This is a genomic window from Actinotignum sp. usb-actsch-213 (assembly GCF_059085665.1).
The window spans coordinates 1-22,288 of sequence record NZ_JBHNSQ010000072.1 but is presented as its reverse complement, the minus strand read 5'-3'; the positions used below and the strand labels follow the sequence as shown (position 1 = coordinate 22,288).

The window sequence follows — 22,288 nt, the reverse complement described above, 5'->3', positions numbered from 1 at the left end:
AAGCCTACTTGGCCTTCTTCTTACCGGCCACGGTGCGCTTGGGGCCCTTGCGGGTGCGCGCGTTGGTCTTGGTGCGCTGCCCGTGCACGGGCAGGCCGCGACGGTGACGCAGGCCCTGGTACGAACCGATTTCGATCTTGCGGCGAATATCGGCCTGGACTTCGCGGCGCAGGTCGCCTTCAACCTTGTAGTTCTCGTCGATATGGTTCTTGAGTTTCACCAGATCGTCTTCAGTGAGATCACGCACGCGGGTATCCGGGTTCACCCCGGTAGCGGCGAGGGTCTCGTGGGCGCGGGTGCGTCCAATGCCAAAAATGTAAGTGAGCGCGATCTCAATCCGCTTTTCGCGGGGGAGATCAACGCCGGAGAGACGTGCCAATTTCTTAGCTCCCTTAGTTATGCCGGAGGTGTCGGGCACTGCTGTTCCCACGGGTCTCTAATCCGTGAGCCCCGGCCTCCGGACCGGGGGTTGCCTTGCGGCTAACAGTGCTGGTGCAACGGGGCTTTAGCCCTGACGCTGCTTATGGCGCGGATTCGAGCTGCAGATCACCATGACGCGACCGTGGCGCCGAATGACCTTGCAGTTATCGCAAATGCGCTTAACGCTCGGCTTGACCTTCATGAATAACTTTCCTTGTTGATCACTTGTAGCGGTAGACAATCCGCCCGCGGTTCAGGTCATAGGGCGTGAGCTCTACAACCACCCGATCCTCGGGCAGGATACGAATGTAGTGCTGACGCATTTTGCCGGAAATATGGGCCAGAACTTCGTGCCCGTTTTCCAGCTCGACCTTGAACATCGCGTTGGGCAGCGCTTCGATCACGCTACCTTCAACTTCGATGACGCCGTCTTTCTTCGCCATGTTCCTCGCTAACAGTGTTGCCCGCACCGGATTGTGCGGGACATCAAAATCGGTGCGCAAGCGTGCGCCATACGGGCACACGGCACCGACGTTCAATACTACTGCACGAAGCCGCCCCTACGTAAGGGGCGGCAGCGATGTTATGGGTCACGTGTAGTGCGAGAATTGCGCGGGGAACGGTTGTGCGCGGTGCACTTTTAGTACGACGGCGCAGCTGCGGCGCGCAGGCCCTTAGCCCAGAACCGCACACCTTCAGTACGACGGCGCGGCTTAGTCCCCGAGGGGTACCGGCACCACGCCGTACTTAGCGAGGCGGGCCGCTCCCCCATCGGGCTCGTTGAGCACCCAGATACCTCCGGCGTGCTTGGCGATTTGGCTTTCCCAATGGCAGGCATCCTGGCCGTCCGCGGTTTTAACCGTCCAGCCATCGGCCAGGGTGATATTCTCCTGGGAGCCTGCGGTAAGAATCGGTTCGATGCACAGCACCATGCCGGCCTTGAGCCGGGGCCCGCGCCCGCGGGTGCGGTAGTTGAAGACCGTGGGGTCTTCGTGCATGGCCCGCCCGATGCCGTGCCCGGTGAATTCTTCCACGATGCCCGGTTCGGGATCTTGGGCTACCACGAAATCGTCGATAGCCGCCCCGATATCGGATACAAATTTTCCGGTGGCCATCGCGGCGATACCCACCCACATGGATTCTTCCGTAATATCGGAGAGCCGCTGGCGGGCGGCCATCTGCTTCTCATCCCCACCCGGAAGAACAATGGAGAAACAGGAATCCCCATTCCAGCCGTTGAGGAGCGCCCCGCAGTCGAAGGAGACCAAGTCTCCCGGCTCCAGGATTTCCTCTTCGCTGGGGATACCGTGCACCACGGTGTTATTCACCGAGATGCAGGTCTGGGCCGGGTAATCGTAATACCCGTAAAAATTCGAGACGGCCCCGTGTGCCTCCAAGACGGCCTTGGCGCGCTGGTCGAGCTGCGCCGTCGACATTCCGGCTTTCACGTGGGCGCGCAAGTCATCGTGAATCGCGCGCACCACGAGCGCGGCCTGGCGCATGCCCAGGATATCCGCCTCGCTGCGAAGATTAATCATCGGTGCGCCTACCGGCCCAGGAAATCGCGCAGCGCGCTATCAATCGCGGCCGCGACTTCCTCCACGGTACCCAGGCCATTGACGGAGACCACGAGCCCGCGGCTGGCGTAGGCGTCGATAATCGGCTTGGTGGTGGCGTGGTACACCTCGATGCGGTGGCGGATAACATCCTCGGTATCATCGGCACGGCCCTGCTCGAGGGCGCGCCCGAGGAGGCGCTGGACCACCACGTCGTCGTCGGCCTGCAATTCCACCACGGCGTCCACGTTCTTCTCACCGAGCATGGCATCCAGGGCGCTCACCTGGTCGAGGTTGCGAGGGTAGCCATCCAGGAGGAAACCGGCGGCCGCATCGGCTTCGCCCAGGCGCTCCTCCACCATCTGGTTGGTGACGGAATCAGGAACCAGCTCGCCCTTTTCCGAATAGGAGGCCGCCAGGCGCCCGAGTTCATCCTGGGCCTTGGCGTGCGCGCGGAACAGGTCACCGGTGGAAATCGCCGGGATACCGTAGCGCTGCGCGATACCGGCCGCCTGGGTGCCTTTGCCCGCGCCCGGGGGGCCAACCAAAATCAAACGTACTGACATGAGTGGCACCTTTCTGTGTTATCGATGCGGAGCGCCCGCGCGCCCCGCCTGAAAGAAGGGGCGAGGCCGCGTTAGCGGATACCGCCGAGGAAGCCTTCGTAGTGGCGCTGCTGGAGCTGGGCGTTGATGTCCTTGACGGTCTGGAGGCCCACACCCACCAGAATCATGATGGAGGTACCGCCGAAACCGGACTGTACGATGCCGAGCGCGCTGAAGAGCAGCAGCGGGATGAGGGCCACGATGGTGAGGTAGGTGGCGCCCACCCAGGTGAGGCGATTCGAAACAAAGTGGAGGTAATCCGCGGTGGGTTTGCCGGCGCGCACATTCGGAATGAAGCCGCCGTACTTCTTCATATTGTCCGCCACTTCGTCTGTATCGAAGGCGATGGAGGTGTAGAAGAAGGTGAAGGCGAAGGTGAGAAGCGCGTAGGTGAGGATATAGGCCCAGCCATTGTGCTGGAAATTGCGCTGGATCCAGATCACCCACGAAGAGTTCTGATTCCCGAAGGTGGAAATCATGGTGGGGAGCATGAGGATCGAGGAAGCGAAGATCACCGGGATAACGTTCGCCATATTGATCTTGATGGGCAGGTAGGTGGTGGACCCGCCGTAGGTGCGCCGGCCGATCACACGCTTGGCGTACTGGACCGGAATGCGGCGCTGGGACTGCTCCACGAAGGTAACAACCAGGGTGATGAGCGCGAAGACCACGATCACGATGAGGAGGGTACCGATGCCGTGCCCGGCGTAGATCTGACCCATCATCGAGGGGAAGCCGGCGCAAATACCCGTGAAGATGAGGATGGACATACCGTTACCCACCCCGCGTTCGGTGATGAGTTCGGCCATCCACATGATGAGGCCGGTGCCGGCCGTCATGGCGAGGATGGTCATGGTGTAGGTCCACCAGGTGGCATTCGGGATCACCGGTTCTTTGCAGCCGGCGAAAAGCGTGAAGTTCGCGGTGGCCACCACAACCGAGGACTGGAGCAGGCCCAGCCCGATGGTGAGGTAGCGGGTGTATTCCGTCAGCTTCGCGGTACCCGACTGCCCCTGCTTATGCAGTTCCTGGAAGCGCGGGATCACCACGCGCAGCAGCTGCACAATAATCGAGGCCGTAATATAGGGCATGATTCCGAGGGCGAAAACGGAGAGCTGCATCATCGCGCCACCTGAGAACAGGTTGAGCATATCGATGAGATCCTGCGCGCCCGACTGCTGCGTGGTGCACTCCCGAATATTACTCAGGCTCACGAACGGAGCCGGGATGAAGCTGCCCAAGCGGTAAATCACCATAATCATCATGGTGAAAAGCAACTTGCGGCGCAGATCCGGGGTGCGGAAAGCAGCTGCGAAAGCCTTAATCAAGATTCCTCCTGATGGTGACGGATCGCGCGGGGCAGTCCGTTATCGTCGAGAACCGTCGGGTGACGGAAATGGGGACAAGCGTATTTTCTGGGAAAGTACGTACGACGGCGCACCGGCCACGCTGCTTATTCGCCACTGAAAGCAATCTTTCCGCAGCAAAGCAATACTTCAGCAGGGCTGCCTGCGCCCAGAAAAAAGCTCGCCCCCGCCATAATAGCGGGGACGAGCAAATTTCGCACTGTTCATCCACAGAGTGTGGGTGAGTGCTCAGTCAAACGGTGGCCGTGCGGCCAGCGCGTATTACTTGGATTCGACCTGCGGCGCGGAGATAGAACCCCCGGCAGCCTCGATCTTTTCCTTAGCCGAATTCGACCACGCTTCCACTTCGACGTCGAGCTTGACGGAAATCTCACCGGTTCCGAGAACCTTGACCGGGGAGTTCTTGCGAACCGCGCCCTTGGCGACGAGATCCGCCGAGGTCACCTTCCCACCTTCGGGGAAGAGCTCGCCGAGCGCCGAAACGTTAATGACCTGGTATTCGACCCGGAACGGGTTCTTGAAACCGCGCAGCTTCGGAAGGCGCATATGCAGCGGCATCTGGCCACCTTCGAAGCCGGGACGCACGGTATTACGTGCCCGGGTACCCTTGGTACCGCGACCGGACGTCTTACCCTTGGATCCTTCACCGCGACCAACGCGAATCTTCGCCTTGTTCGAACCGGGAGCCGGACGCAGGTCGTGCAGCTTAATGATGGAATCCTTTTCTGCTTCCGCCATTAGTCAACCTCCTCCACCGTAACGAGGTGAGCCACGGCGCGAACCATGCCCTTCACCTCGGGGGTATCCTCGCGCACAACGGACTGACCGATCTTGCGCAGACCGAGCGTGCGCAGGGTGTCCTTCTGGCGCTGGATCGCACCAACAACACCCTTCACCTGGGTGATCTTAAGATTTGCCATTACGCACCAACTCCCGCGGCCGCGGCCTCATTTTCCGCCTTGGCGGCTTCGGCCTCTTCGATCTCGCGTTCCTTGGCTTCCGCTTCGGCGCGGGCCCGCAGCATAGCTTCGGGAACGACGCGCTCGATGGGGAGCCCACGCCGGGCGGCAACCGCTTCGGGCTGCTCAAGCTGCTTGAGGGCAGCCACGGTGGCGTGCACGATATTGATCGCGTTCGAGGAACCGAGCGACTTGGAGAGCACATCGTGAATACCCGCGCACTCCATAATGGCGCGCACCGGGCCGCCGGCGATAACGCCGGTACCGGGAGCGGCCGGGCGCAGCAGCACAACGCCGGCGGCGTCTTCGCCCTGCACCACGTGCGGGATGGTCCGCGCGATACGCGGGATGCGGAAGAAGTTCTTCTTCGCTTCCTCGGTACCCTTGGCGATAGCGGCGGGAACTTCGCGGGCCTTGCCGTAGCCGACACCCACGAGGCCGTTGCCGTCGCCCACCACCACGAGGGCGGTGAAGGACATCCGGCGGCCACCCTTGACCGTCTTCGCAACGCGGTTAATGGTCACCACGCGCTCGATATAAGCGTTCTTTTCTTCACCGCGACGGTTGTCACGGCGGTTCTCACGACGGTTGTCGCGGCGGCCGCGACGACCTTCGTTGCGATTTTCCCGGCCGTTCTGGGCCGGATCCTGCTGCTCTGCAGCCATTTTCCTCTGCCTTTCCTCAGCCGTTAGAAATCGAGTCCTGCTTCGCGCGCACCTTCGGCGACAGCTGCAACGCGACCGTGGTACTGGTTGCCACCGCGGTCGAAGACCACGGCGCTGATCCCAGCGTCCTTGGCGCGCTGACCGACGCGTTCGCCGACCTTCCGCGCGATTTCTGTCTTGGTACCCTCCGCTTCGCGCAGGTCAGCCTCGTAGGACGAGGCGGCCGCGAGAGTGCGGCCCACGACGTCGTCGATAACCTGGGCGTAAATATGGCGGTTGGAACGCGAAACCACGAGACGCGGCCGCGCGGCGGTACCGGAAATACGCTTGCGCAACCGGAAGTGGCGGCGCGCACGAGCGATGTACTTGCCCTTGCCCTTGATGGTAACAGCCATCACTTACCAGCCTTTCCAGCCTTGCGACGAATAACTTCGTCCGCGTACTTGACACCCTTGCCCTTGTAGGGTTCGGGCTTACGAAGCTTGCGAATCTTCGCTGCGGTTTCACCCACGAGCTGCTTATCGATACCCGAGACCGTGAACTTGGTCGGGGTCGTCACCGTAAAGGTGATACCCTCGGGAGCTTCGAAAAGAATCGTGTGGGAGTAGCCCAGCGAGAATTCGAGATCAGAACCCTTGGCGACCACGCGGTAACCGGTTCCGACGATTTCCATCGCCTTGGTGTACCCGTTGGTGACGCCCTCGATCATATTCGCGACGAGGGTGCGGGTCAGGCCGTGCAGCGAACGCGATTCGCGCTCGTCATTGGGCCGGGTCACCAGAACCGTATTGTCATCAACATTCACCGCGATCGGCTCGGCCACGGAGAGCGCGAGCTGACCTTTGGGGCCCTTGACGGTGACGTCCTGGCCGGAAACCGACACGTCGACGCCGCCGGGGATAGCGATGGGAAGCCTACCAATTCGAGACATTATTGCACCTACTTCCCATTACCAGACGTAAGCGAGGACTTCCCCGCCAACGCCCTTATCCTTGGCCTCGCGGTCCGTCATGAGGCCGGAGGAGGTGGACAAAATAGCCACACCCAGGCCGTCAAGAACGCGCGGCAGGTTCGTGGACTTCGCGTAAACGCGCAGGCCCGGCTTGGAGATGCGCCGGACGCCAGCAAGGGCGCGCTCACGGTTCGATCCGTACTTCAACGTGAGGGTGAGAGTCTTGCCCACCTGGGCACTCTCCACCTCGTAGGAGTCGATGTAGCCTTCGCGCTTCAAGATGTCCGCAATATGGGACTTAATCTTGGAGTACGGCATAGACACCGACTCATGGAACGCCGAATTGGCGTTACGCAGACGCGTCAGCATGTCTGCGATTGGGTCAGTCATTGTCATTTTGGGCTGTGGCCCTTCCTCGTCGCGGTTTCCGATGGACCTGCGACGTAGTCTTTACCAGCTGGACTTCTTAACACCGGGGAGTTCGCCGCGCAGGGCCAACTCACGCAGGCAAATACGGCACAGGCCGAACTTGCGGTAAACGGAATGCGGACGGCCGCACCGGTTGCAACGGGTGTACGCACGAACGGCGAACTTCTGCTTACCGGCGGCCTTTTGCTTCAGAGCGGTCTTTGCCATATTTAGGCCTCCTTGAAGGGGAATCCGAGATGCTTGAGAAGAGCGCGCCCTTCGTCGTCGCTCCCGGCAGAGGTCACCACGGTGATGTCCATACCGCGCACGCGATCAATCTTGTCCTGGTCGATCTCGTGGAACACGGTCTGTTCGGTCAGACCGAAGGTGTAGTTCCCGTTGCCGTCAAACTGCTTGGGCGAAAGGCCGCGGAAGTCGCGGATACGCGGCAGCGCGGTGGAAATAAGCCGGTCGAGGAATTCCCACATGCGGTCACCGCGGATGGTGACGAAGCACCCGATGGCCTGGCCTTCACGCAGCTTAAACTGCGCGATGGACTTCTTGGCCTTGGTGATCATCGGCTTCTGGCCGGTAATCGCCGTCATATCGGCGACGGCGCCGTCGAGTACCTTGGAGTCACGCGCAGCATCACCCACGCCCATATTCACCACGACCTTGACGATCTTGGGAACCTGGTTGACATTGACGTACTTAAATTCTTCCTGGAGTTCCGGGATGATGTGTTCCCGGTACTTCACCTTGAGACGGGGGGTATCGCTCACAGTTCGATTTCCTTCCCGCCGCGGCGTCCGATGCGCTCACGGACAATCTTCTTCTTGCCGTCGCGCTCCACCTCTACCTCGCGGTAGCCCACGCGAATCGGCTTGCCATCGTGAACGAGGGCAACGTTCGAAATGTGAATCGGTGCTTCAACGGTTTCAATACCGCCGGTGGTGCCGCCCCGCGAGGTCTGCCCCACACGCACGTGCTTCTTCACGCGCTGGACGCCTTCCACGATGACGCGATCACGCTTGGTATCAACGGAAAGCACGCGCCCCTGCATACCCTTATCGCGCCCGGCGATAACTTGGACGAGATCATCCTTCTTAATCTTCGCCATTAGATCACCTCCGGAGCCAGCGAAATGATGCGCATGAACTTCGCGTCGCGAAGCTCACGCCCAACGGGCCCGAAGATACGGGTGCCGCGGGGTTCGCCGTCGTTCTTCAACAGCACGGCTGCGTTTTCGTCGAACTTGATGTAGGACCCGTCCTTGCGGCGCGTTTCCTTAACTGCACGGACGACGACCGCCTTGACGACGTCGCCCTTCTTTACGTTTCCGCCCGGAATAGCATCCTTGACGGTGGCGACGATGGTGTCACCAATTCCGGCGTAGCGCCGGCCGGAGCCGCCGAGCACGCGGATGCACAAAAGTTCCTTGGCACCGGTGTTATCGGCGACGCTAAGCCGCGTCTCCTGCTGGATCATGTGTTTCTATCTCCTATTGTCGTGCCGGTTCTCGGATTCGAGCCTTGCCGAACGAATGGGTTCGCGCGAACTGCGCCGGCCCAAACGCCTTTGGCCCACATGCGAGGGCCGCCTGCGTTCAGGCCGGTCACATTCGCTCAAGCTAGGAAAGCCCTAACTACTTCGCCTTCTCGATGATCGTAACGACCCGGAAGTGCTTGGTCGCGGAGAGCGGGCGGGTTTCCATAATGGAAACCAAATCGCCTACGCGAACTTCGTTATTTTCGTCGTGCGCCTTCACTCGCTTGGTGCGGGTAATAACTTTACCGTATAGCGGGTGCTTTACGCGATCTTCAACTTCAACAACAACGGTCTTGTCCATTTTGTCGGAGACCACGTAGCCGCGCAGCGACTTGCGATGATTACGTGTTTCGGTGCTTGCGTTCTCGCTCATCTCATCCTCACTTACTGAGCGGCCGGAGCGGTTCGAATGTTCTTCTCCCGCTCGCTCTTAATGGTGTAAATGCGAGCAATCTCGCGACGAACTTCCCGCAGGCGGCCACTGTCCTCCAGGCGGTGAGTCACCGCCGAGAAGCGGAGGTTGAACAGTTCCTTCTTCGACTCGGCAAGCTTCTCGAGAAGCTCCGCGTCGGTCATCGCGTCGAGTTCCGCGGTGGTCAGTCCCTTAGCCATTACTCAACCTCCTCACGGGTGATAAAGCGGGTCTTGATGGGCAGCTTGTGCTGGGCGCGGCTCATGGCCTCACGGGCGAGAGCCTCATCCACGCCGGCCATTTCGAACATGACCCGGCCGGGCTTGATATTGGCAACCCAGGTTTCCACCGGGCCCTTACCCGAACCCATACGCACGCCGAGCGGCTTCTTGGTGAGCGGGCGATCCGGGAAGATATTGATCCAGATCTTACCGCCACGCTTGACGTGACGCGTCATGGCAATACGGGCTGCTTCAATTTGACGATTGGTGATGTAGGCCGGCTCGAGCGCCTGGATGCCGTATTCACCGAAAGCCAGCTGAGTTCCGCCCTTGGCCATACCCTTACGGTGCGGACGGTGCTGCTTGCGCCATTTAGTACGACGAGGAATCAGCATGAGTTATGCCTCCGTTCCGGTTGATTCCGGCGCGGCCACCGGAGCTTCGGCTCCGGCCGCCGGGCTCTGAGCCTGTTCGCTGCGGGCTTCCCCACGCTGGCCACCGCGACCGCGACCGGCGCCGCGGCGACCGCGACGATCCGAACGGCCCCCGCGCCCACCGCGCGGAGCTTCCGCGAGGCTGCGGTAGTACTCAGCGTCGGTCAGATCACCGCGGTAGATCCACACCTTCACGCCGATGCGGCCGAAGGTGGTACGCGCTTCGTAGAAACCGTAGTTGATATTCGCGCGCAGGGTGTGCAGCGGCACGCGCCCTTCGCGGTAGAACTCGCTGCGCGACATTTCGGCGCCACCCAGACGGCCCGAGCACTGCACGCGGATGCCCTTGGCACCGGCGCGCTCGGCGGACTGGATACCCTTGCGCATGGCGCGGCGGAAGGACACGCGCGAGGCGAGCTGTTCCGCGATACCCTGCGCCACGAGCTGGGCGTCAGCTTCCGGGTTCTTCACTTCGAGAATATTGAGCTGCACGGCCTTACCGGTCAGCTTCTCCAGATCAGCGCGGAGGCGATCAGCTTCCGCACCGCGCCGGCCAATGACGATGCCGGGGCGAGCGGTGTGGATATCCACAACCACGCGCTCGGCGCGGCGCTCGATGTGCACGCTGGAAATCCCGGCGCGCTCGAGCGTCTTTTCGATCATGTCACGGATTTTGACATCTTCGAGGACGTAGTCCGAGTAGCGCTGCCCCTTCTTGGTGGAATCAGCGAACCACTTGGAGCGGTGGTCGGTCGTGATGCCGAGACGGAACCCAATAGGGTTGACTTTCTGTCCCACTAGCGGGCCCTCCTCTGGTTCTTGGTCTTGGGCTTCTCGTCGGTAACGATAACGGTGATGTGACTCGTCCGCTTGTTGATGCGGTTCGCCCGGCCCTGGGCACGCGGCTGGATACGCTTCATCGTCGGGCCTTCATCGGCGTAAATTTCGCCAATGAACAGCTCGGACTCATCGAAGCGCTCCCCCGCCTGCTCGGCGGCGTAGCGCGCGTTGGCGATGGCCGACTCCACGATCTTACGAACCGGAGTGGCGGCCGCAAACGGTGCGAACTGCAGTACGTCAATAGCGTCCAGGGCGCGCCGGCCGCGGATGGTGTCCACGACACGACGGGCCTTCATGGGCGACACGCGCACGAAGCGCGCCTGCGCCTTTGCTTCCATAGTTCTGCCTTACTCTCTCGCTCGAGGCCCCGGCTTAGCGCCGGCGGCCCTTTCGGTCGTCCTTGTCGTGCCCGCGGAAGGTGCGGGTCGGGGCGAACTCCCCGAGCTTGTGGCCAACCATGGATTCGGTAATGAATACCGGCACATGCTTGCGTCCATCGTGCACTGCAAAGGTGTGACCCAGGAAATCGGGGGTGATAACCGACCGACGCGACCAGGTCTTGATTACGTTCTTGGTGTTCTTCTCGTTCTGCTCGTCGACCTTCTTGTAGAGGTGCTCGTCGACGAACGGACCCTTCTTCAAACTGCGGGGCATCAGCTAATCCTTCCTCAGCGCTTCTTGCCGGTCTTGCGACGGCGCACGATGAGCTTGTCGCTGGCCTTGTTCGGACGGCGGGTACGGCCTTCCTTCTTGCCCCACGGGCTAACGGGATGGCGCCCACCGGACGTCTTACCTTCACCACCACCGTGCGGGTGGTCCACCGGGTTCATCACAACACCGCGGACGGTCGGGCGCACGCCCTTCCAGCGCATACGGCCGGCCTTACCCCAGTTGATATTCGCCTGCTCGGCATTGCCGACTTCACCGACGGTGGCGCGGCAACGCACGTCCACGTTACGGATTTCACCGGAGGGCATACGCAGCTGCGCGTACTTGCCTTCGCGGGCAACCAACTGCACGGAAGCGCCGGCGCTGCGGGCGATCTTGGCCCCGCCCAGCGGCTTGAGTTCCACATTGTGCACCGTGGTACCGAGCGGGATATTGCGCAGCGGCAGGTTGTTGCCGGGCTTGATATCCGCATTCGGACCGGTTTCGATGAGATCGCCCTGCTTCACGCCGCGGGGAGCAACGATGTAACGCTTCTCGCCATCAACGAAGTGAAGCAGCGCAATGCGCGCGGTGCGGTTCGGATCGTATTCAATGTGCGCAACCTTGGCCGGCACGCCGTCCTTATCCCAGCGACGGAAGTCGATGAGACGGTACTGGCGCTTGTGCCCACCGCCCTTGTGACGGGTGGTGATGCGTCCCTGGTTGTTACGCCCACCGGTCTTCTTCAGGGGACGAACGAGGGACTTCTCCGGGGTCGAACGAGTGATCTCGGCGAAGTCGGCAACGCTCGCACCGCGACGACCCGGGGTCGTCGGCTTGTACTTACGAATTCCCATGAGTTCTTATTCCTCAGTTCCTCGAATCGCCTATTAGACGATTTCGCCGTAGATGTCGATGGAGCCTTCGCGCAAGGTGACGATGGCCCGCTTGGTATTCTTGCGCCGCCCGATGCCGTTGCGCGTACGCCGGGTCTTGCCCTGGCGGTTCTGCGTATTGACGGAGGCAACCTTGACGCCAAAAATCGCTTCGACGGCCTGCTTGATTTCAGTCTTATTCGAACGCGGATCAACGAAGAAGGTGTACTTACCCTGTTCTTCGAGCAGCGCGCTCTTCTCCGACATCACCGGGGCGAGGATGACATCGTGCGGGTTCTTATTCCAGAAGTTACCGTTCTCAGTCATTACTTCTCATCCTTCTTGGTGTTCTTCTCCACGAACGCGCCGAGCGCGGCTTCGGTGAAGATAACGTCGTCAGCAGCAAGAACGTCGTAGCTATTGAGCTGATCAACGTAGAGGACGTGGATCTGCGGGAGGTTGCGCACGGAGAGCACCGAGGCGTCATCTTCACGCTGGACCACGACGAGCGCCTTGCGCCCCTCGTTCATCTTCTCGATGAGCGTACGCGCCGCCTTGGTGGACGGGGTCTCATCGGCAACAAAAGCGGTCACGGCGTGAATACGCTCGTGGCGAGCCCGGTCCGAAAGGGACTGCAGCAGCGCGGCCGCGATCATCTTCTTGGGGGTGCGCTGCGAGTAGTCACGCGGCTGCGGGCCGTGGACAACGCCGCCACCGACCCACTGCGGAGCGCGGATCGAACCCTGGCGGGCCCGGCCGGTCCCCTTCTGGCGCCACGGCTTCTTGCCGCCGCCGGACACCTGACCGCGGGTCTTCGTGGCGTGGGTACCGAGGCGAGCGGCAGCTTGCTGCGCGTTAACGACCTGGTGGACCAGCGCCATATTGAAGTCGAGATCAAAGAGCTGAGCCGGGAGGGTGGCCTGCGAGGTCACCTTGCCGGTTTCATCGAGAACGTCAATCTTGAAGTCTGCCATTGTTAGGCTCCCTTCACGGACGTGCGGACCACAACCGAGCCACCCTTTGCACCGGGGATGGCGCCAACCACGAGCAACAGGCCGTTCTCGAGGTCAACGGAGTGGATGGACAGATTCTGCACCGTGACACGGTCCTGACCCATGCGACCAGCCATGCGCAGACCCTTGAAGACGCGCGAGGGGGTGGCGCAGGCGCCGATGGAACCGGGCTTGCGGTGGTTGCGGTGCGCACCGTGGGAGGCCGACACACCGGCGAAGCCGTGACGCTTCATCACACCGGCGAAGCCCTTACCGCGGGAGGTACCGATAACGTCAACGGACTGACCGGCTTCGAAGATATCCGCGGTCAGTTCCTGCCCGAGCGTGTATTCACTGGCATCGGGGGTGCGGATTTCCGCCAGCTTCTTGCGCGGCGTAACACCGGCCTTAGCGAAGTGGCCCTGGAGCGGCTTGGTGACGTTCTTCGTCTTTTCATCGCCCGAGGCGAGCTGCACGGCGGAATAGCCGTCAACCTCGGGGGTGCGAACCTGGGTCACCACATTGGTGCCCACGCGCACAACGGTAATGGGAAGGAGGCGCCCGTCCTCATCCCAGAGCTGGGTCATCCCCAGCTTCGTGCCCAGCAACGCCTTCACGGGCTTGCTGGCAACAGCTTGCTTGGAGTTCATTGCGTATTACCTCAGAGCTTGATTTCCACGTTGACGTCAGCCGGAAGATCGAGACGGCGCAGGCTGTCAATCGTCTTCAGGGTGGGATCCACGATGTCAATAAGGCGCTTGTGTGTGCGCATCTCAAAGTGATCGCGGGAGTCCTTGTACTTGTGGGGCGAGCGGATAACGCAAAAAACGTTTTTTTCCGTCGGCAGCGGGACGGGTCCCACCACGGTCGCGCCGGTACGCGCAACTTCATCGACGAGCTTCTTGGCCGCGCTATCAATGACCTCGTGGTCATATGACTTCAGCCGAATGCGGATCTTCTGTCCCGCCATGGCGCGTCTACCTCTCTTTAGCTTCGGTGCCCGGTACCCGCACTCGGGCGTGTCGTACCGGAGGTAAATCTAGTAGCCATGCCCTATGTGAGGTTACGGAGAACCCTTTATACGATAATCGGCGTTGGGTAACCGATTAAGTTCCTTCGCTCGTAATCCGAGCAACTTGTTAAGTATGCCAAAAACTTCGGCGTACTTTCAAGACTTTCACGGCGAACGTGCGCCGTTTCTCATTCCCAGCGAGCCCGAAGGCCTGCCGGCACGGGTAAAAATTTTACCGAAAGGCCGCGTTTCGTGCAAGAAACGGTTGCGGTGAAGCGCTTCACGTCGCGGTACGACGACGCCGCAGCCTCCCGGACTCTCGGCCACGCGGGCCGCCAGCGGCGCCGTCGCCCCACCCTTGCCCCGGATGCCGCCACCACCTAGCATGGCCTTAAGTGATCTACATCGCTTAGCAGCGCGGATGCTGCGGGCGGGTGATCATCCACCATACCGAGGAGGTAGACAAAGATGTCCTATCGATCAACAAATCCCTATACCGGTGAGGTGCTCGCCGAGTTCCCCTATGCCACCGATGCCGAGGTGGATAAGGCCCTCGAGCTGGCCCACGAAACATTCCAGACGTGGAGCCGCACCTCCATCGCCGAACGCGCCGCTATTTTGCGCCGCGCCGCGGATATCGCGGAAGAACGCGCGAGCGAACTCGGGGCGCTGGCCACCCTGGAAATGGGCAAACTCATTGGGGAAGCCACCGGGGAAGCCGGCGGCACCGTTCCAACAATGCTGCGTTGGCTCGCTGATGAAGCGGAAAATATTTTAGCTCCGCGCCCTGTCAGCTCCACCGCCGCACCTTTTGAAGGCTATATTGACTATCGCCCGGAGGGCGTCGTCGTCGAAATTGAACCGTGGAACTTCCCGTACTACCAGGCCATTCGCGGTTTCGCGCCCGCAATGCTCTGCGGCAACACGGTTATCCTCAAGCACGCGTCGATTTTGCCGCAATGCGCCGCAGCGATTGTCCAGGTGCTCTACGATGCCGGGCTGCCGCGCGGGGTATGGCAAAATCTCTACGCCACCCACGCGCAGGTGGAGCGGCTCATCAGCGACGACCGGGTACGCATTGTTACGCTCACCGGCTCAGAAGCTGCGGGAGCGAAAATCGCGCAGCTCGCGTCCCGGCACCTGAAGAAATCCGTGATGGAACTGGGTGGTTCCGATCCCTTTATTGTTTTGGACGACGCCGATATTGAGGCCACCATCCAGCTCGCAATTATGGGACGCTGCTTCAATGCCGGCCAGGTATGCGCCTCCCCCAAACGCATGATCGTTCCCGATGCGCTCTATGACAGGTTCGTGGCCGGACTCAAGGAAAGCACCGCGCAGCTACGCCCCGGGGATCCAGCAGTGGAAGAAACCACCGTGCCGCCGATGTCGTCCCGTGAGCAAGCCGCCACGGTCAATGATCAGATTCGGCGGGCTATCGACGGCGGGGCAAGCGCCACTCCCCTAGGCCATATTGTTCCCGAGGGAGATACCTGGGTGCAGCCGACGCTGCTGGAAAACGTGGATCGGGATAACGCCGTATTCTACGAGGAGATTTTCGGGCCGGTCTGGAGTGTTTACCGGGTATCCTCGGAAGAAGAAGCAATCCGACTGGCTAATGATTCGTGCTACGGGCTGGGCGGAACGGTTCACTCGGTGAACGTGGCGCATGCCGCGCGCGTTGCCGCCTGGGTAGATACCGGCACCGTTGCCATTAACTCCCCGGTTCCCGCTGTTCCCGCAGGTATGCCATTCGGTGGCGTCAAGCGCTCAGGCTTCGGGCGCGAGATGGGCTACGAAGGGGTACGCGAATTCGCCAATATCCAGTCGATTCTTCTCCCGGAGGGAATCTCCGCGGCGGAGTTCCTCTCCTCGCTTTCAGGAAAGGAGTAAGCATGAAAGCAGCAGTAGTTAATTCTGTGGGCGGTGGGTTCACCATCGAAGATATCGAGATTGCCGAACCCATCGGGCGCGAGGTACTTTTCGACGTCAAGGCTTCCGGCCTGTGCCGCTCGGATCTCACGCTCTCCACCACCAATTTCGGGTTCCCCTTCCCGCAGGTGCTCGGGCACGAAGCCGCCGGTATTGTTACCGCCGTCGGCCCGGACGTGAAAGAAATTAAGGTGGGAGACCACGTGGTCGCCTCCCTCATTCAGTATTGCGGGCACTGCCGGGCTTGTCGGGAATCGCGCATGTACGAATGCGAATTCCCGGAAGAAACGCTGCGCGGCCCGAATGAGCCTCCGCGGCTGAGCCGGAAGGGCGAACCGATTTTCCAGACATACGGTATCGCCGGTTTTGCTGAGCAGGCACTCGTGCACGAACACCAGGTAGCGAAAATCGACCCCGAGATGCCTTTCCCGCAGGCTTGCGTGATCGGCTGCGCGGTCATTACCGGTGCGGGTGCGGCTCTGAACACCGCGCAGGTACGCCCCGGTGACACCGTTGCCGTGGTCGGCTTAGGTGGCGTGGGCCTGAGCATCGTCAACGGCGCCCGCATTGCCGGGGCCGGGCGGATTATCGGGGTGGATACCAACCCGGAAAAGAAAGAATTCGGGAAGAAATTCGGGATGACCCACTTCGTCAACGCGGGTGATTCGAACGTTATCGAGCAAATTTTCGCGGCGACTGATGGGCGCGGGGTGGATAAGTCCTTCGAGGCACTCGGCATCGTACCCACGATGGAAACCGCCATAGCCGCGACGCGGCAGGGCGGGGACGTGTACGTGGCTGGGGTATTCAAGCCGGAGATGGAGTGGACGATCAATCCGCTCAATGAATTCTTCGTGCACCGGCGCCATATTCACGCGGTGTACATGGGGAATACCGATATTAAGACCGATATTCCCCAGTACGTAGAGTTCTACCAGCAGGGCCGCCTCCACCTGGATGACCTTGTTGCCACCGAGATTGCCCTGGACGATATCGATGCGACCTATAAGGCCATGGTGAATCATCACGCCGGGATTGGCCGCGTCGTTATCACGTCGTTCTAGCCGCGGCGTTCGCAAGTTCAAGCGCGTCCCTGCGGCCGCGGCGAACGAACCAGTGCACTGGCTAGAGTAAGGCCGCGAGTTCGGCCAGGGGGAACTCCCCCACATCCACGGTGAAAGCGCCGGCGCTGCGGGCTGCGGCCAGCCCGGGCCCGGAATCCTCGAAGGCTAGGCAGTTCTCGATCGCAACGCCCAGGCGCTGCGCACCCAGGAGGTAGGGGGCGGGATTCGGTTTACCGGGGACGTTATCGTCCCCGGTAACCGCCGCTTCCAGCCTGCTGCCCGGCCCGGCCAGGAAGATTTCCACCGGGCGGCCCGGGGTGGCCGTCACAAGTGCTTGTGGGATGCCGGCCGCGGAAAACGCATCGAGAAGCTTCTCCGCGCCGTCAATGAGCTGGGCATCGGCCATATGAACGGCCATGGCGCGCAGCACTTCCGCAAACATTTTCCAGGGATCAACTTCCCCTCCACCACGGCGCACCGCGGCCACCATGCGCCGCCCGTGCGCGATGGTATCCGCCCCGCGGATCGCCAGCACATCCTCATCGGTCCAGATTCCACCGTGGGAACGCACCACATTCCCCGATACCCGGGCCCATTCCTCTTCCGAATCCACCAGGGTGCCATCCATATCCCAGAGCACCGCCGCCGGGGCAACGCTGCCCGCCACATCACCGGGAAACCCGATTTTCTTATACACATCCTCAAGAGCCATAGCGTCACTCTGCCAAGTTCTGCGTCGTCGTGCAAATACAAAGGGACCCTAGCGCAATGCTAGGGTCCCTTCCCGCCTCACGGCGGACGTTTTGCTCAGTTACCCGGCAACCGGGTAGCTTCGCGCCGATGCATCAAGTTACTTGATGATCTTGGTGACGCGCCCTGAACCAACGGTGTGGCCGCCCTCGCGAATAGCGAAGCCGAGGCCCTCTTCCATGGCGATGGGCTGAATGAGCTCAACCGACATCTCGGTGTTGTCGCCGGGCATAACCATCTCGGTGCCTTCGGGCAGCGTGATGACGCCGGTGACGTCCGTGGTGCGGAAGTAGAACTGCGGGCGGTAGTTGGAGAAGAACGGGTTGTGACGGCCGCCTTCTTCCTTCTTCAGCACGTAGACCTGAGCTTCAAACTGGGTGTGCGGGGTGATGGTGCCGGGCTTGGCCACAACCTGGCCACGCTCAACATCTTCACGCTTGGTGCCGCGGAGCAGCAGACCGCAGTTTTCGCCAGCTTCGGCGTAGTCCATCTGCTTGTGGAACATTTCGATACCGGTAACGGTGGTCTTCTGGGTATCGCGGATACCGAGAATTTCCACTTCCTCGTTGAGGTTGAGGATACCGCGCTCCACACGGCCGGTGACCACGGTGCCGCGGCCGGTAATGGTGAAGACGTCCTCAATCGGCATGAGGAACGGCTTATCGGTGTCACGCACCGGATCCTCGAAGTAGTTATCCACCTGATCCATGAGCTCTTCGATGGAAGCAACCCACTTGGGATCGCCTTCCAACGCCTTGAGAGCGGAGATCTTCACGACCGGGAGGTCATCGCCCGGGTAATCCTGGGAGGAAAGAAGTTCGCGGACTTCCATTTCCACCAGTTCGAGCAGCTCTTCGTCGTCAACCATATCGGACTTGTTGAGAGCAACGATGATCTGGGGCACGCCCACCTGACGGGCGAGCAGCACGTGCTCGCGGGTCTGGGCCATCGGGCCGTCGGTCGCCGCGACCACGAGGATCGCGCCGTCCATCTGGGCCGCGCCGGTAATCATGTTCTTGATGTAGTCCGCGTGGCCGGGGGCGTCAACGTGCGCGTAGTGACGCTTCTCGGTCTGGTATTCCACGTGGGACACGTTGATGGTAATACCGCGCTGGCGCTCTTCGGGAGCGTTATCAACCTGATCGAACGGGGTGTACTCGTTCAGATCCGGGTACTTATCCGACAGAACCTTGGTGATCGCAGCGGTCGTGGTCGTCTTTCCGTGATCGACGTGACCGATGGTGCCAATGTTCATATGCGGCTTGGACTTATCGTACTTGGCCTTCGCCACTGGGCCCTCCTGGGACTCTAGAAATTACTTACAGCTATGTGGATGATGCTCGCGCATAATCCGGTCTGTTCCGAACAGTTACCTATTGTAAACGAAACCGGCGACTATTCACCACGAGATTCCGCGATGATCTGTTCCGCAACGGCCTTCGGGACCTCGGCGTAGGAATCCATCTGCATGGAATACACCGCGCGCCCCTGGGTCTTCGACCGCAGGTCGCCAACGTAGCCGAACATTTCGCTCAGCGGCACATTGGCGCGCACGATCTTGACGCCCGTCGCATCCTCCATGGACTTGATCATACCGCGCCGGGAGTTCAGGTCGCCGATAACGTCGCCCATGTACTCTTCCGGGGTGCGGACTTCCACGTCCATGATGGGTTCCAGAAGCACAGGATTGGCGCGCCGTGCGCCTTCCTTGAACACCTGGTTACCCGCGATCTTGAACGCCAGCTCCGAAGAGTCGACGTCGTGATAAGCGCCGTCTTCCAGGGTGGCCTTGACGCCCACCACCGGGAACCCGGCGAGGACACCATTCTGCATGGCTTCCTGGATACCCTGATCGACAGACGGGATGTATTCACGCGGAACGCGACCACCTGTCACGGCATTGACAAATTCGTAGGTGTTGCCGTCTTCGTTGGAGTCAAGAGGCTCAAACGTGACGATGACACGCGCGAACTGGCCCGATCCACCCGTCTGCTTCTTGTGGGTGTATTCGACGCTATCGACCTTCTTGCGGATCGTCTCGCGGTAGGCAACCATCGGAGCACCGACGTTCGCATCAACCTTGAACTCACGCTTCATACGGTCGACGAGGATATCGAGGTGGAGTTCGCCCATACCGCCAATGACGGTCTGGCCGGTTTCCTCATCCTGACGAACCGTGAAGGTCGGATCCTCTTCCGCGAGCTTCTGAATAGCCACGGAAAGCTTTTCTTGGTCACCCTTCGACTTCGGCTCAATCGCCACGTGAATCACGGGCTCCGGGAAGGACATGGACTCAAGAATAATCGGGGCGTCCTGGGCGCAGAGGGTATCACCGGTGGTGGTGTCCTTCAGCCCGATGAACGCGTAAATATGCCCCGCATGCGCTTCTTCAACAGGATTTTCCTTGTTGGAGTGCATCTGGAACATCTTGCCCACGCGCTCCTTGCGGCCCTTGACCGAGTTGAGCACCTGGGTGCCGGCCGCCACCTTACCGGAGTAAACGCGGATGTAGGTGAGCTTGCCGTAGAAGGGGTGCACCGCAATCTTGAAGGCCAGCGCGGAGAACGGCTCGTTCTCGCTCGGGTGGCGTTCTTCGGTTTCACCGTCTTCTTCGTGACCCGGCTTGAAGCCCTTGATGGCCGGAACGTCAATCGGGGCGGGCAGGAAGTGCACCACGCCGTCCAGCGCAGGCTGAATACCCTTGTTCTTGTAGGCCGAACCGGCGTACACGGGGTAGATTTCCGAGGCGATCGTACGGATACGCAGACCCTTGATCATGTCCTCGGTGCTCAGCTCGCCATCCTCGAGGTACTTCTCCATGAGTTCATCGGAGGCTTCGGCGGCATCTTCCATAGCGGCCATGCGCAGCTCTTCGGCCTTGGCCTGCAGTTCGGCGGGGATATCTTCTTCCACCACAACGGCGCCCCAGGTGTCATTGCCTTGGGCATCCTTTTCGGGGAAGCGGATCGCCTTCATCTTGAGCACGTCCACCACGCCAGAGAAGTCATTCTCCGCGCCGATCGGGAAGGTGATAACCGTCGGGTGGGCGCTGAGGCGATCCCGAATGGTCTGGACGGAGAAGTCGAAGTTCGCCCCCAACTTATCCATCTTATTGATGAGACAAATACGCGGCACGTGGTACTTATCAGCCTGGCGCCACACCGTTTCCGACTGCGGCTCCACACCTTCCTTACCGTCGAACACCGCGATGGCGCCGTCCAGCACGCGCAGGGAGCGCTCCACTTCCACGGTAAAATCAACGTGGCCGGGGGTGTCGATGATATTGAACTGCGTACCCTTCCAGAACGCGGTGACCGCGGCGGACGTAATCGTAATGCCGCGTTCCTTTTCCTGTTCCATCCAGTCGGTCGTCGAGGCGCCGTCATGGGTTTCACCCAGCTTGTGGTTAATGCCGGTGTAGAGCAGGATGCGTTCGGTGGTCGTTGTCTTGCCGGCATCGATGTGAGCCATGATGCCGATATTGCGAACCTTGGAAAGGTCCGTAAGCACTTCTTGTGCCACTTTTCGCTCTCTTCTATCTCGCGGGTCAGATAACCCTGGTGATTACCAGCGGTAGTGGGCGAAGGCCTTATTGGCTTCCGCCATGCGGTGGGTATCCTCGCGGCGCTTGACAGCACCACCAAGGCCGTTGGAGGCATCGAGGATTTCGTTGAGGAGACGTTCCGTCATAGTGTTTTCGCGACGCTGGCGCGCGAATTCCACCAGCCAGCGCAGGCCAAGGGCCGTGGAACGGCCAGCCTTGACTTCCACCGGCACCTGGTAGGTGGCGCCACCGACACGGCGGGAACGCACTTCCAGCTGCGGACGAATGTTATCCATAGCGCGCTTGAGAACCGCCAGGGCGTCCTGCCCGGACTTTTCTGCCACGCCTTCCATCGCACCGTAGACGATGGACTGCGCCAGGGACTTCTTGCCATCCACGAGGACGCGGTTGACCAGCTGGGTCACCAGCTGGGAATTGTAAACCGGATCGCTGACCAGCGGACGCTTCTTAACCGGACCCTTACGAGGCATTACTTCTTCTCCTTCTTGGCGCCGTAACGGGAACGAGCCTGGTTGCGGCTCTTCACGCCCTGGGTGTCAAGGGCGCCGCGGACGATCTTGTACCGCACACCGGGGAGGTCCTTCACGCCACCGCCGCGAACGAGGACGATGGAGTGTTCCTGCAGGTTGTGACCTTCACCGGGGATGTACGCCGTCACTTCGATGCCGGAGGACAGGCGAACACGGGCAACCTTACGGAGCGCAGAGTTCGGTTTCTTGGGGGTGGTGGTGAACACGCGGGTGCACACCCCACGACGCTGGGGGCTCCCCTTAAGCGCCGGGCGCTTAGGAGCGCGCTTCTTCTTCGCGCGGCCCTCGCGGACCAGCTGCTGAATTGTAGGCACTACTTCTCCTGATAGACAGATGAATATTATAACGTTTGCCAAATCTGCCCGAACGCACACCGCTCATTACGGGACGGCCGGAGGCCGCCACAACAGACCCGCAAACAGGCAACCTAAACAAGAATAGCGGTTAACACGAGGAGCCGTCAAAGCTTCGCGGGCTGAGGTGTTAGGAAACACACGGGTTGCGCGCCCGCCCGGCGCTTCTTTTAACGCGCA

Annotated in this window: 35 protein-coding genes; 3 read left to right on the top strand and 32 right to left on the bottom strand. The window is 60.8% G+C overall.

The genetic code is table 11. The annotated features are described in order from the left end of the window. Positions 1 to 4: 4 nt before the first annotated feature. The 27 genes from rpsM to rpsJ form a co-directional block, all read right to left on the bottom strand. On the bottom strand, positions 5 to 379 hold the full coding sequence (gene rpsM, locus AC5RK6_RS07530; RefSeq protein WP_026428270.1) for a 30S ribosomal protein S13: 375 nt from the start codon (positions 377 to 379) through the stop codon (positions 5 to 7). Between the two features lie 126 nt (positions 380 to 505). Next, positions 506 to 622 carry a 50S ribosomal protein L36 gene (gene rpmJ / locus AC5RK6_RS07525; RefSeq protein WP_016443079.1) on the bottom strand — a complete coding sequence of 39 codons (117 nt, stop codon included), beginning with the start codon at positions 620 to 622 and terminating at the stop codon, positions 506 to 508. A gap of 19 nt (positions 623 to 641) precedes the next feature. Further along, positions 642 to 863, bottom strand: coding sequence for a translation initiation factor IF-1 (gene infA / locus AC5RK6_RS07520; protein ID WP_016443080.1), 222 nt, complete (start codon positions 861 to 863; stop codon positions 642 to 644). A gap of 270 nt (positions 864 to 1,133) precedes the next feature. Next, positions 1,134 to 1,958 (bottom strand): type I methionyl aminopeptidase, encoded by an 825-nt coding sequence (gene map, locus AC5RK6_RS07515; RefSeq protein ID WP_087070542.1) that lies wholly within the window; start codon positions 1,956 to 1,958, stop codon positions 1,134 to 1,136. 8 nt (positions 1,959 to 1,966) lie between these two features. Further along, on the bottom strand, positions 1,967 to 2,542 hold the full coding sequence (locus AC5RK6_RS07510; protein ID WP_026428272.1) for an adenylate kinase: 576 nt from the start codon (positions 2,540 to 2,542) through the stop codon (positions 1,967 to 1,969). A 71-nt stretch (positions 2,543 to 2,613) separates the two neighbouring features. Beyond that, entirely contained in the window at positions 2,614 to 3,909 is a 1,296-nt protein-coding gene (gene secY, locus AC5RK6_RS07505; protein ID WP_026428273.1) for a preprotein translocase subunit SecY, read from the bottom strand. Between the two features lie 300 nt (positions 3,910 to 4,209). Further along, entirely contained in the window at positions 4,210 to 4,686 is a 477-nt protein-coding gene (gene rplO / locus AC5RK6_RS07500) for a 50S ribosomal protein L15 (RefSeq protein ID WP_087070541.1), read from the bottom strand. Continuing rightward, positions 4,686 to 4,868, bottom strand: a complete 183-nt coding sequence (gene rpmD, locus AC5RK6_RS07495; RefSeq protein WP_026428275.1) for a 50S ribosomal protein L30 — start codon at positions 4,866 to 4,868, stop codon at positions 4,686 to 4,688. The genes rplO and rpmD overlap by 1 nt, the downstream gene beginning before the upstream one ends. Beyond that, positions 4,868 to 5,572, bottom strand: coding sequence for a 30S ribosomal protein S5 (gene rpsE, locus AC5RK6_RS07490; RefSeq protein WP_026428276.1), 705 nt, complete (start codon positions 5,570 to 5,572; stop codon positions 4,868 to 4,870). The genes rpmD and rpsE overlap by 1 nt, the downstream gene beginning before the upstream one ends. Before the next feature lie 23 nt (positions 5,573 to 5,595). After that, entirely contained in the window at positions 5,596 to 5,967 is a 372-nt protein-coding gene (gene rplR, locus AC5RK6_RS07485) for a 50S ribosomal protein L18 (RefSeq protein ID WP_016443087.1), read from the bottom strand. After that, entirely contained in the window at positions 5,967 to 6,503 is a 537-nt protein-coding gene (gene rplF, locus AC5RK6_RS07480) for a 50S ribosomal protein L6 (protein WP_026428277.1), read from the bottom strand. The genes rplR and rplF overlap by 1 nt, the downstream gene beginning before the upstream one ends. A gap of 18 nt (positions 6,504 to 6,521) precedes the next feature. Next, positions 6,522 to 6,920: a 30S ribosomal protein S8 gene (gene rpsH, locus AC5RK6_RS07475; protein WP_026428278.1), complete on the bottom strand. Its 399-nt coding sequence runs from the start codon at positions 6,918 to 6,920 to the stop codon at positions 6,522 to 6,524. A 54-nt stretch (positions 6,921 to 6,974) separates the two neighbouring features. Beyond that, the gene (locus AC5RK6_RS07470) at positions 6,975 to 7,160 is read right to left on the bottom strand and encodes a type Z 30S ribosomal protein S14 (protein WP_016443090.1); all 186 of its coding nucleotides are present in this window, start codon (positions 7,158 to 7,160) and stop codon (positions 6,975 to 6,977) included. Positions 7,161 to 7,162: 2 nt separating this feature from the next. Next, entirely contained in the window at positions 7,163 to 7,714 is a 552-nt protein-coding gene (gene rplE / locus AC5RK6_RS07465; RefSeq protein ID WP_016443091.1) for a 50S ribosomal protein L5, read from the bottom strand. Further along, on the bottom strand, positions 7,711 to 8,052 hold the full coding sequence (rplX, locus tag AC5RK6_RS07460) for a 50S ribosomal protein L24 (protein WP_016443092.1): 342 nt from the start codon (positions 8,050 to 8,052) through the stop codon (positions 7,711 to 7,713). The genes rplE and rplX overlap by 4 nt, the downstream gene beginning before the upstream one ends. Next, on the bottom strand, positions 8,052 to 8,420 hold the full coding sequence (gene rplN, locus AC5RK6_RS07455; RefSeq protein WP_016443093.1) for a 50S ribosomal protein L14: 369 nt from the start codon (positions 8,418 to 8,420) through the stop codon (positions 8,052 to 8,054). The genes rplX and rplN overlap by 1 nt, the downstream gene beginning before the upstream one ends. A gap of 157 nt (positions 8,421 to 8,577) precedes the next feature. After that, positions 8,578 to 8,853, bottom strand: coding sequence for a 30S ribosomal protein S17 (rpsQ, locus tag AC5RK6_RS07450; protein ID WP_026428279.1), 276 nt, complete (start codon positions 8,851 to 8,853; stop codon positions 8,578 to 8,580). A gap of 11 nt (positions 8,854 to 8,864) precedes the next feature. Then, positions 8,865 to 9,092, bottom strand: coding sequence for a 50S ribosomal protein L29 (gene rpmC, locus AC5RK6_RS07445; RefSeq protein WP_016443095.1), 228 nt, complete (start codon positions 9,090 to 9,092; stop codon positions 8,865 to 8,867). Beyond that, positions 9,092 to 9,508, bottom strand: coding sequence for a 50S ribosomal protein L16 (rplP, locus tag AC5RK6_RS07440; RefSeq protein ID WP_016443096.1), 417 nt, complete (start codon positions 9,506 to 9,508; stop codon positions 9,092 to 9,094). Before rplP ends, rpmC begins: the two co-directional genes overlap by 1 nt. A gap of 3 nt (positions 9,509 to 9,511) precedes the next feature. Further along, positions 9,512 to 10,345: a 30S ribosomal protein S3 gene (gene rpsC / locus AC5RK6_RS07435; protein ID WP_026428280.1), complete on the bottom strand. Its 834-nt coding sequence runs from the start codon at positions 10,343 to 10,345 to the stop codon at positions 9,512 to 9,514. Beyond that, positions 10,345 to 10,725: a 50S ribosomal protein L22 gene (gene rplV, locus AC5RK6_RS07430; protein WP_016443098.1), complete on the bottom strand. Its 381-nt coding sequence runs from the start codon at positions 10,723 to 10,725 to the stop codon at positions 10,345 to 10,347. The genes rpsC and rplV overlap by 1 nt, the downstream gene beginning before the upstream one ends. A 34-nt stretch (positions 10,726 to 10,759) precedes the next feature. Beyond that, a complete protein-coding gene (rpsS, locus tag AC5RK6_RS07425; protein ID WP_026428282.1) occupies positions 10,760 to 11,041 on the bottom strand; it encodes a 30S ribosomal protein S19 in 282 nt (93 codons plus the stop codon). A gap of 14 nt (positions 11,042 to 11,055) precedes the next feature. Continuing rightward, positions 11,056 to 11,892: a 50S ribosomal protein L2 gene (rplB, locus tag AC5RK6_RS07420; RefSeq protein ID WP_026428283.1), complete on the bottom strand. Its 837-nt coding sequence runs from the start codon at positions 11,890 to 11,892 to the stop codon at positions 11,056 to 11,058. A 33-nt stretch (positions 11,893 to 11,925) separates the two neighbouring features. Beyond that, a complete protein-coding gene (gene rplW / locus AC5RK6_RS07415) occupies positions 11,926 to 12,237 on the bottom strand; it encodes a 50S ribosomal protein L23 (RefSeq protein ID WP_016443101.1) in 312 nt (103 codons plus the stop codon). Continuing rightward, positions 12,237 to 12,884 carry a 50S ribosomal protein L4 gene (gene rplD, locus AC5RK6_RS07410; protein WP_087070539.1) on the bottom strand — a complete coding sequence of 216 codons (648 nt, stop codon included), beginning with the start codon at positions 12,882 to 12,884 and terminating at the stop codon, positions 12,237 to 12,239. Before rplD ends, rplW begins: the two co-directional genes overlap by 1 nt. A gap of 2 nt (positions 12,885 to 12,886) precedes the next feature. After that, entirely contained in the window at positions 12,887 to 13,552 is a 666-nt protein-coding gene (rplC, locus tag AC5RK6_RS07405) for a 50S ribosomal protein L3 (RefSeq protein WP_016443103.1), read from the bottom strand. Positions 13,553 to 13,563: 11 nt separating this feature from the next. Next, on the bottom strand, positions 13,564 to 13,872 hold the full coding sequence (gene rpsJ, locus AC5RK6_RS07400; protein ID WP_016443104.1) for a 30S ribosomal protein S10: 309 nt from the start codon (positions 13,870 to 13,872) through the stop codon (positions 13,564 to 13,566). Positions 13,873 to 14,166: 294 nt separating this feature from the next. On the opposite strand from rpsJ, the gene AC5RK6_RS07395 reads away from it, so the two are divergent. The 3 genes from AC5RK6_RS07395 (at position 14,167) to AC5RK6_RS07385 (ending at position 16,910) form a co-directional block, all read left to right on the top strand. Beyond that, positions 14,167 to 14,298, top strand: coding sequence for a hypothetical protein (locus AC5RK6_RS07395; protein ID WP_257960040.1), 132 nt, complete (start codon positions 14,167 to 14,169; stop codon positions 14,296 to 14,298). Between the two features lie 84 nt (positions 14,299 to 14,382). Further along, positions 14,383 to 15,807, top strand: coding sequence for an aldehyde dehydrogenase family protein (locus AC5RK6_RS07390; RefSeq protein WP_435730667.1), 1,425 nt, complete (start codon positions 14,383 to 14,385; stop codon positions 15,805 to 15,807). A gap of 2 nt (positions 15,808 to 15,809) precedes the next feature. Beyond that, the gene (locus AC5RK6_RS07385) at positions 15,810 to 16,910 is read left to right on the top strand and encodes a zinc-binding dehydrogenase (protein WP_320757516.1); all 1,101 of its coding nucleotides are present in this window, start codon (positions 15,810 to 15,812) and stop codon (positions 16,908 to 16,910) included. A gap of 61 nt (positions 16,911 to 16,971) precedes the next feature. Here the strand turns inward: AC5RK6_RS07385 and AC5RK6_RS07380 are convergent, their stop codons facing one another. The 5 genes from AC5RK6_RS07380 to rpsL form a co-directional block, all read right to left on the bottom strand. Further along, positions 16,972 to 17,622 carry an HAD family hydrolase gene (locus tag AC5RK6_RS07380; protein ID WP_320757515.1) on the bottom strand — a complete coding sequence of 217 codons (651 nt, stop codon included), beginning with the start codon at positions 17,620 to 17,622 and terminating at the stop codon, positions 16,972 to 16,974. 138 nt (positions 17,623 to 17,760) lie between these two features. Next, complete coding sequence (tuf, locus tag AC5RK6_RS07375) at positions 17,761 to 18,951, bottom strand: elongation factor Tu (protein WP_026428288.1); 1,191 nt, start codon at positions 18,949 to 18,951, stop codon at positions 17,761 to 17,763. Between the two features lie 104 nt (positions 18,952 to 19,055). Continuing rightward, entirely contained in the window at positions 19,056 to 21,182 is a 2,127-nt protein-coding gene (gene fusA / locus AC5RK6_RS07370) for an elongation factor G (RefSeq protein WP_016443109.1), read from the bottom strand. Positions 21,183 to 21,224: 42 nt separating this feature from the next. Then, a complete protein-coding gene (gene rpsG, locus AC5RK6_RS07365) occupies positions 21,225 to 21,695 on the bottom strand; it encodes a 30S ribosomal protein S7 (protein WP_016443110.1) in 471 nt (156 codons plus the stop codon). Then, entirely contained in the window at positions 21,695 to 22,069 is a 375-nt protein-coding gene (gene rpsL, locus AC5RK6_RS07360) for a 30S ribosomal protein S12 (RefSeq protein ID WP_016443111.1), read from the bottom strand. The genes rpsG and rpsL overlap by 1 nt, the downstream gene beginning before the upstream one ends. Positions 22,070 to 22,288: the final 219 nt, after the last annotated feature.

Coding starts and splice junctions, on each gene's coding strand:
- rpsH (WP_026428278.1), bottom strand. CDS start 6,920: ATGACAATGACTGACCCAATCGCAGACATGCTGACGCGTCTGCGTAAC.
- map (WP_087070542.1), bottom strand. CDS start 1,958: ATGATTAATCTTCGCAGCGAGGCGGATATCCTGGGCATGCGCCAGGCC.
- rplV (WP_016443098.1), bottom strand. CDS start 10,725: ATGGAAGCAAAGGCGCAGGCGCGCTTCGTGCGCGTGTCGCCCATGAAG.
- AC5RK6_RS07385 (WP_320757516.1), top strand. CDS start 15,810: ATGAAAGCAGCAGTAGTTAATTCTGTGGGCGGTGGGTTCACCATCGAA.
- rplR (WP_016443087.1), bottom strand. CDS start 5,967: ATGGCTGTTACCATCAAGGGCAAGGGCAAGTACATCGCTCGTGCGCGC.
- rplN (WP_016443093.1), bottom strand. CDS start 8,420: ATGATCCAGCAGGAGACGCGGCTTAGCGTCGCCGATAACACCGGTGCC.
- rplP (WP_016443096.1), bottom strand. CDS start 9,508: ATGCTGATTCCTCGTCGTACTAAATGGCGCAAGCAGCACCGTCCGCAC.
- rpsQ (WP_026428279.1), bottom strand. CDS start 8,853: ATGAGCGAGAACGCAAGCACCGAAACACGTAATCATCGCAAGTCGCTG.
- rpsJ (WP_016443104.1), bottom strand. CDS start 13,872: ATGGCGGGACAGAAGATCCGCATTCGGCTGAAGTCATATGACCACGAG.
- rplD (WP_087070539.1), bottom strand. CDS start 12,884: ATGGCAGACTTCAAGATTGACGTTCTCGATGAAACCGGCAAGGTGACC.
- AC5RK6_RS07470 (WP_016443090.1), bottom strand. CDS start 7,160: ATGGCAAAGACCGCTCTGAAGCAAAAGGCCGCCGGTAAGCAGAAGTTC.
- rplO (WP_087070541.1), bottom strand. CDS start 4,686: ATGGCGGAAGCAGAAAAGGATTCCATCATTAAGCTGCACGACCTGCGT.
- AC5RK6_RS07510 (WP_026428272.1), bottom strand. CDS start 2,542: ATGTCAGTACGTTTGATTTTGGTTGGCCCCCCGGGCGCGGGCAAAGGC.
- AC5RK6_RS07390 (WP_435730667.1), top strand. CDS start 14,383: ATGTCCTATCGATCAACAAATCCCTATACCGGTGAGGTGCTCGCCGAG.
- AC5RK6_RS07380 (WP_320757515.1), bottom strand. CDS start 17,622: ATGGCTCTTGAGGATGTGTATAAGAAAATCGGGTTTCCCGGTGATGTG.
- rpsG (WP_016443110.1), bottom strand. CDS start 21,695: ATGCCTCGTAAGGGTCCGGTTAAGAAGCGTCCGCTGGTCAGCGATCCG.
- rplC (WP_016443103.1), bottom strand. CDS start 13,552: ATGAACTCCAAGCAAGCTGTTGCCAGCAAGCCCGTGAAGGCGTTGCTG.
- rplB (WP_026428283.1), bottom strand. CDS start 11,892: ATGGGAATTCGTAAGTACAAGCCGACGACCCCGGGTCGTCGCGGTGCG.
- infA (WP_016443080.1), bottom strand. CDS start 863: ATGGCGAAGAAAGACGGCGTCATCGAAGTTGAAGGTAGCGTGATCGAA.
- rpmJ (WP_016443079.1), bottom strand. CDS start 622: ATGAAGGTCAAGCCGAGCGTTAAGCGCATTTGCGATAACTGCAAGGTC.
- rplW (WP_016443101.1), bottom strand. CDS start 12,237: ATGACTGAGAACGGTAACTTCTGGAATAAGAACCCGCACGATGTCATC.
- rpmC (WP_016443095.1), bottom strand. CDS start 9,092: ATGGCTAAGGGACTGACCACCGCGGAACTCGACGCGATGACCGACGCG.
- rpmD (WP_026428275.1), bottom strand. CDS start 4,868: ATGGCAAATCTTAAGATCACCCAGGTGAAGGGTGTTGTTGGTGCGATC.
- rplF (WP_026428277.1), bottom strand. CDS start 6,503: ATGTCTCGAATTGGTAGGCTTCCCATCGCTATCCCCGGCGGCGTCGAC.
- rpsE (WP_026428276.1), bottom strand. CDS start 5,572: ATGGCTGCAGAGCAGCAGGATCCGGCCCAGAACGGCCGGGAAAATCGC.
- rpsS (WP_026428282.1), bottom strand. CDS start 11,041: ATGCCCCGCAGTTTGAAGAAGGGTCCGTTCGTCGACGAGCACCTCTAC.
- rplX (WP_016443092.1), bottom strand. CDS start 8,052: ATGGCGAAGATTAAGAAGGATGATCTCGTCCAAGTTATCGCCGGGCGC.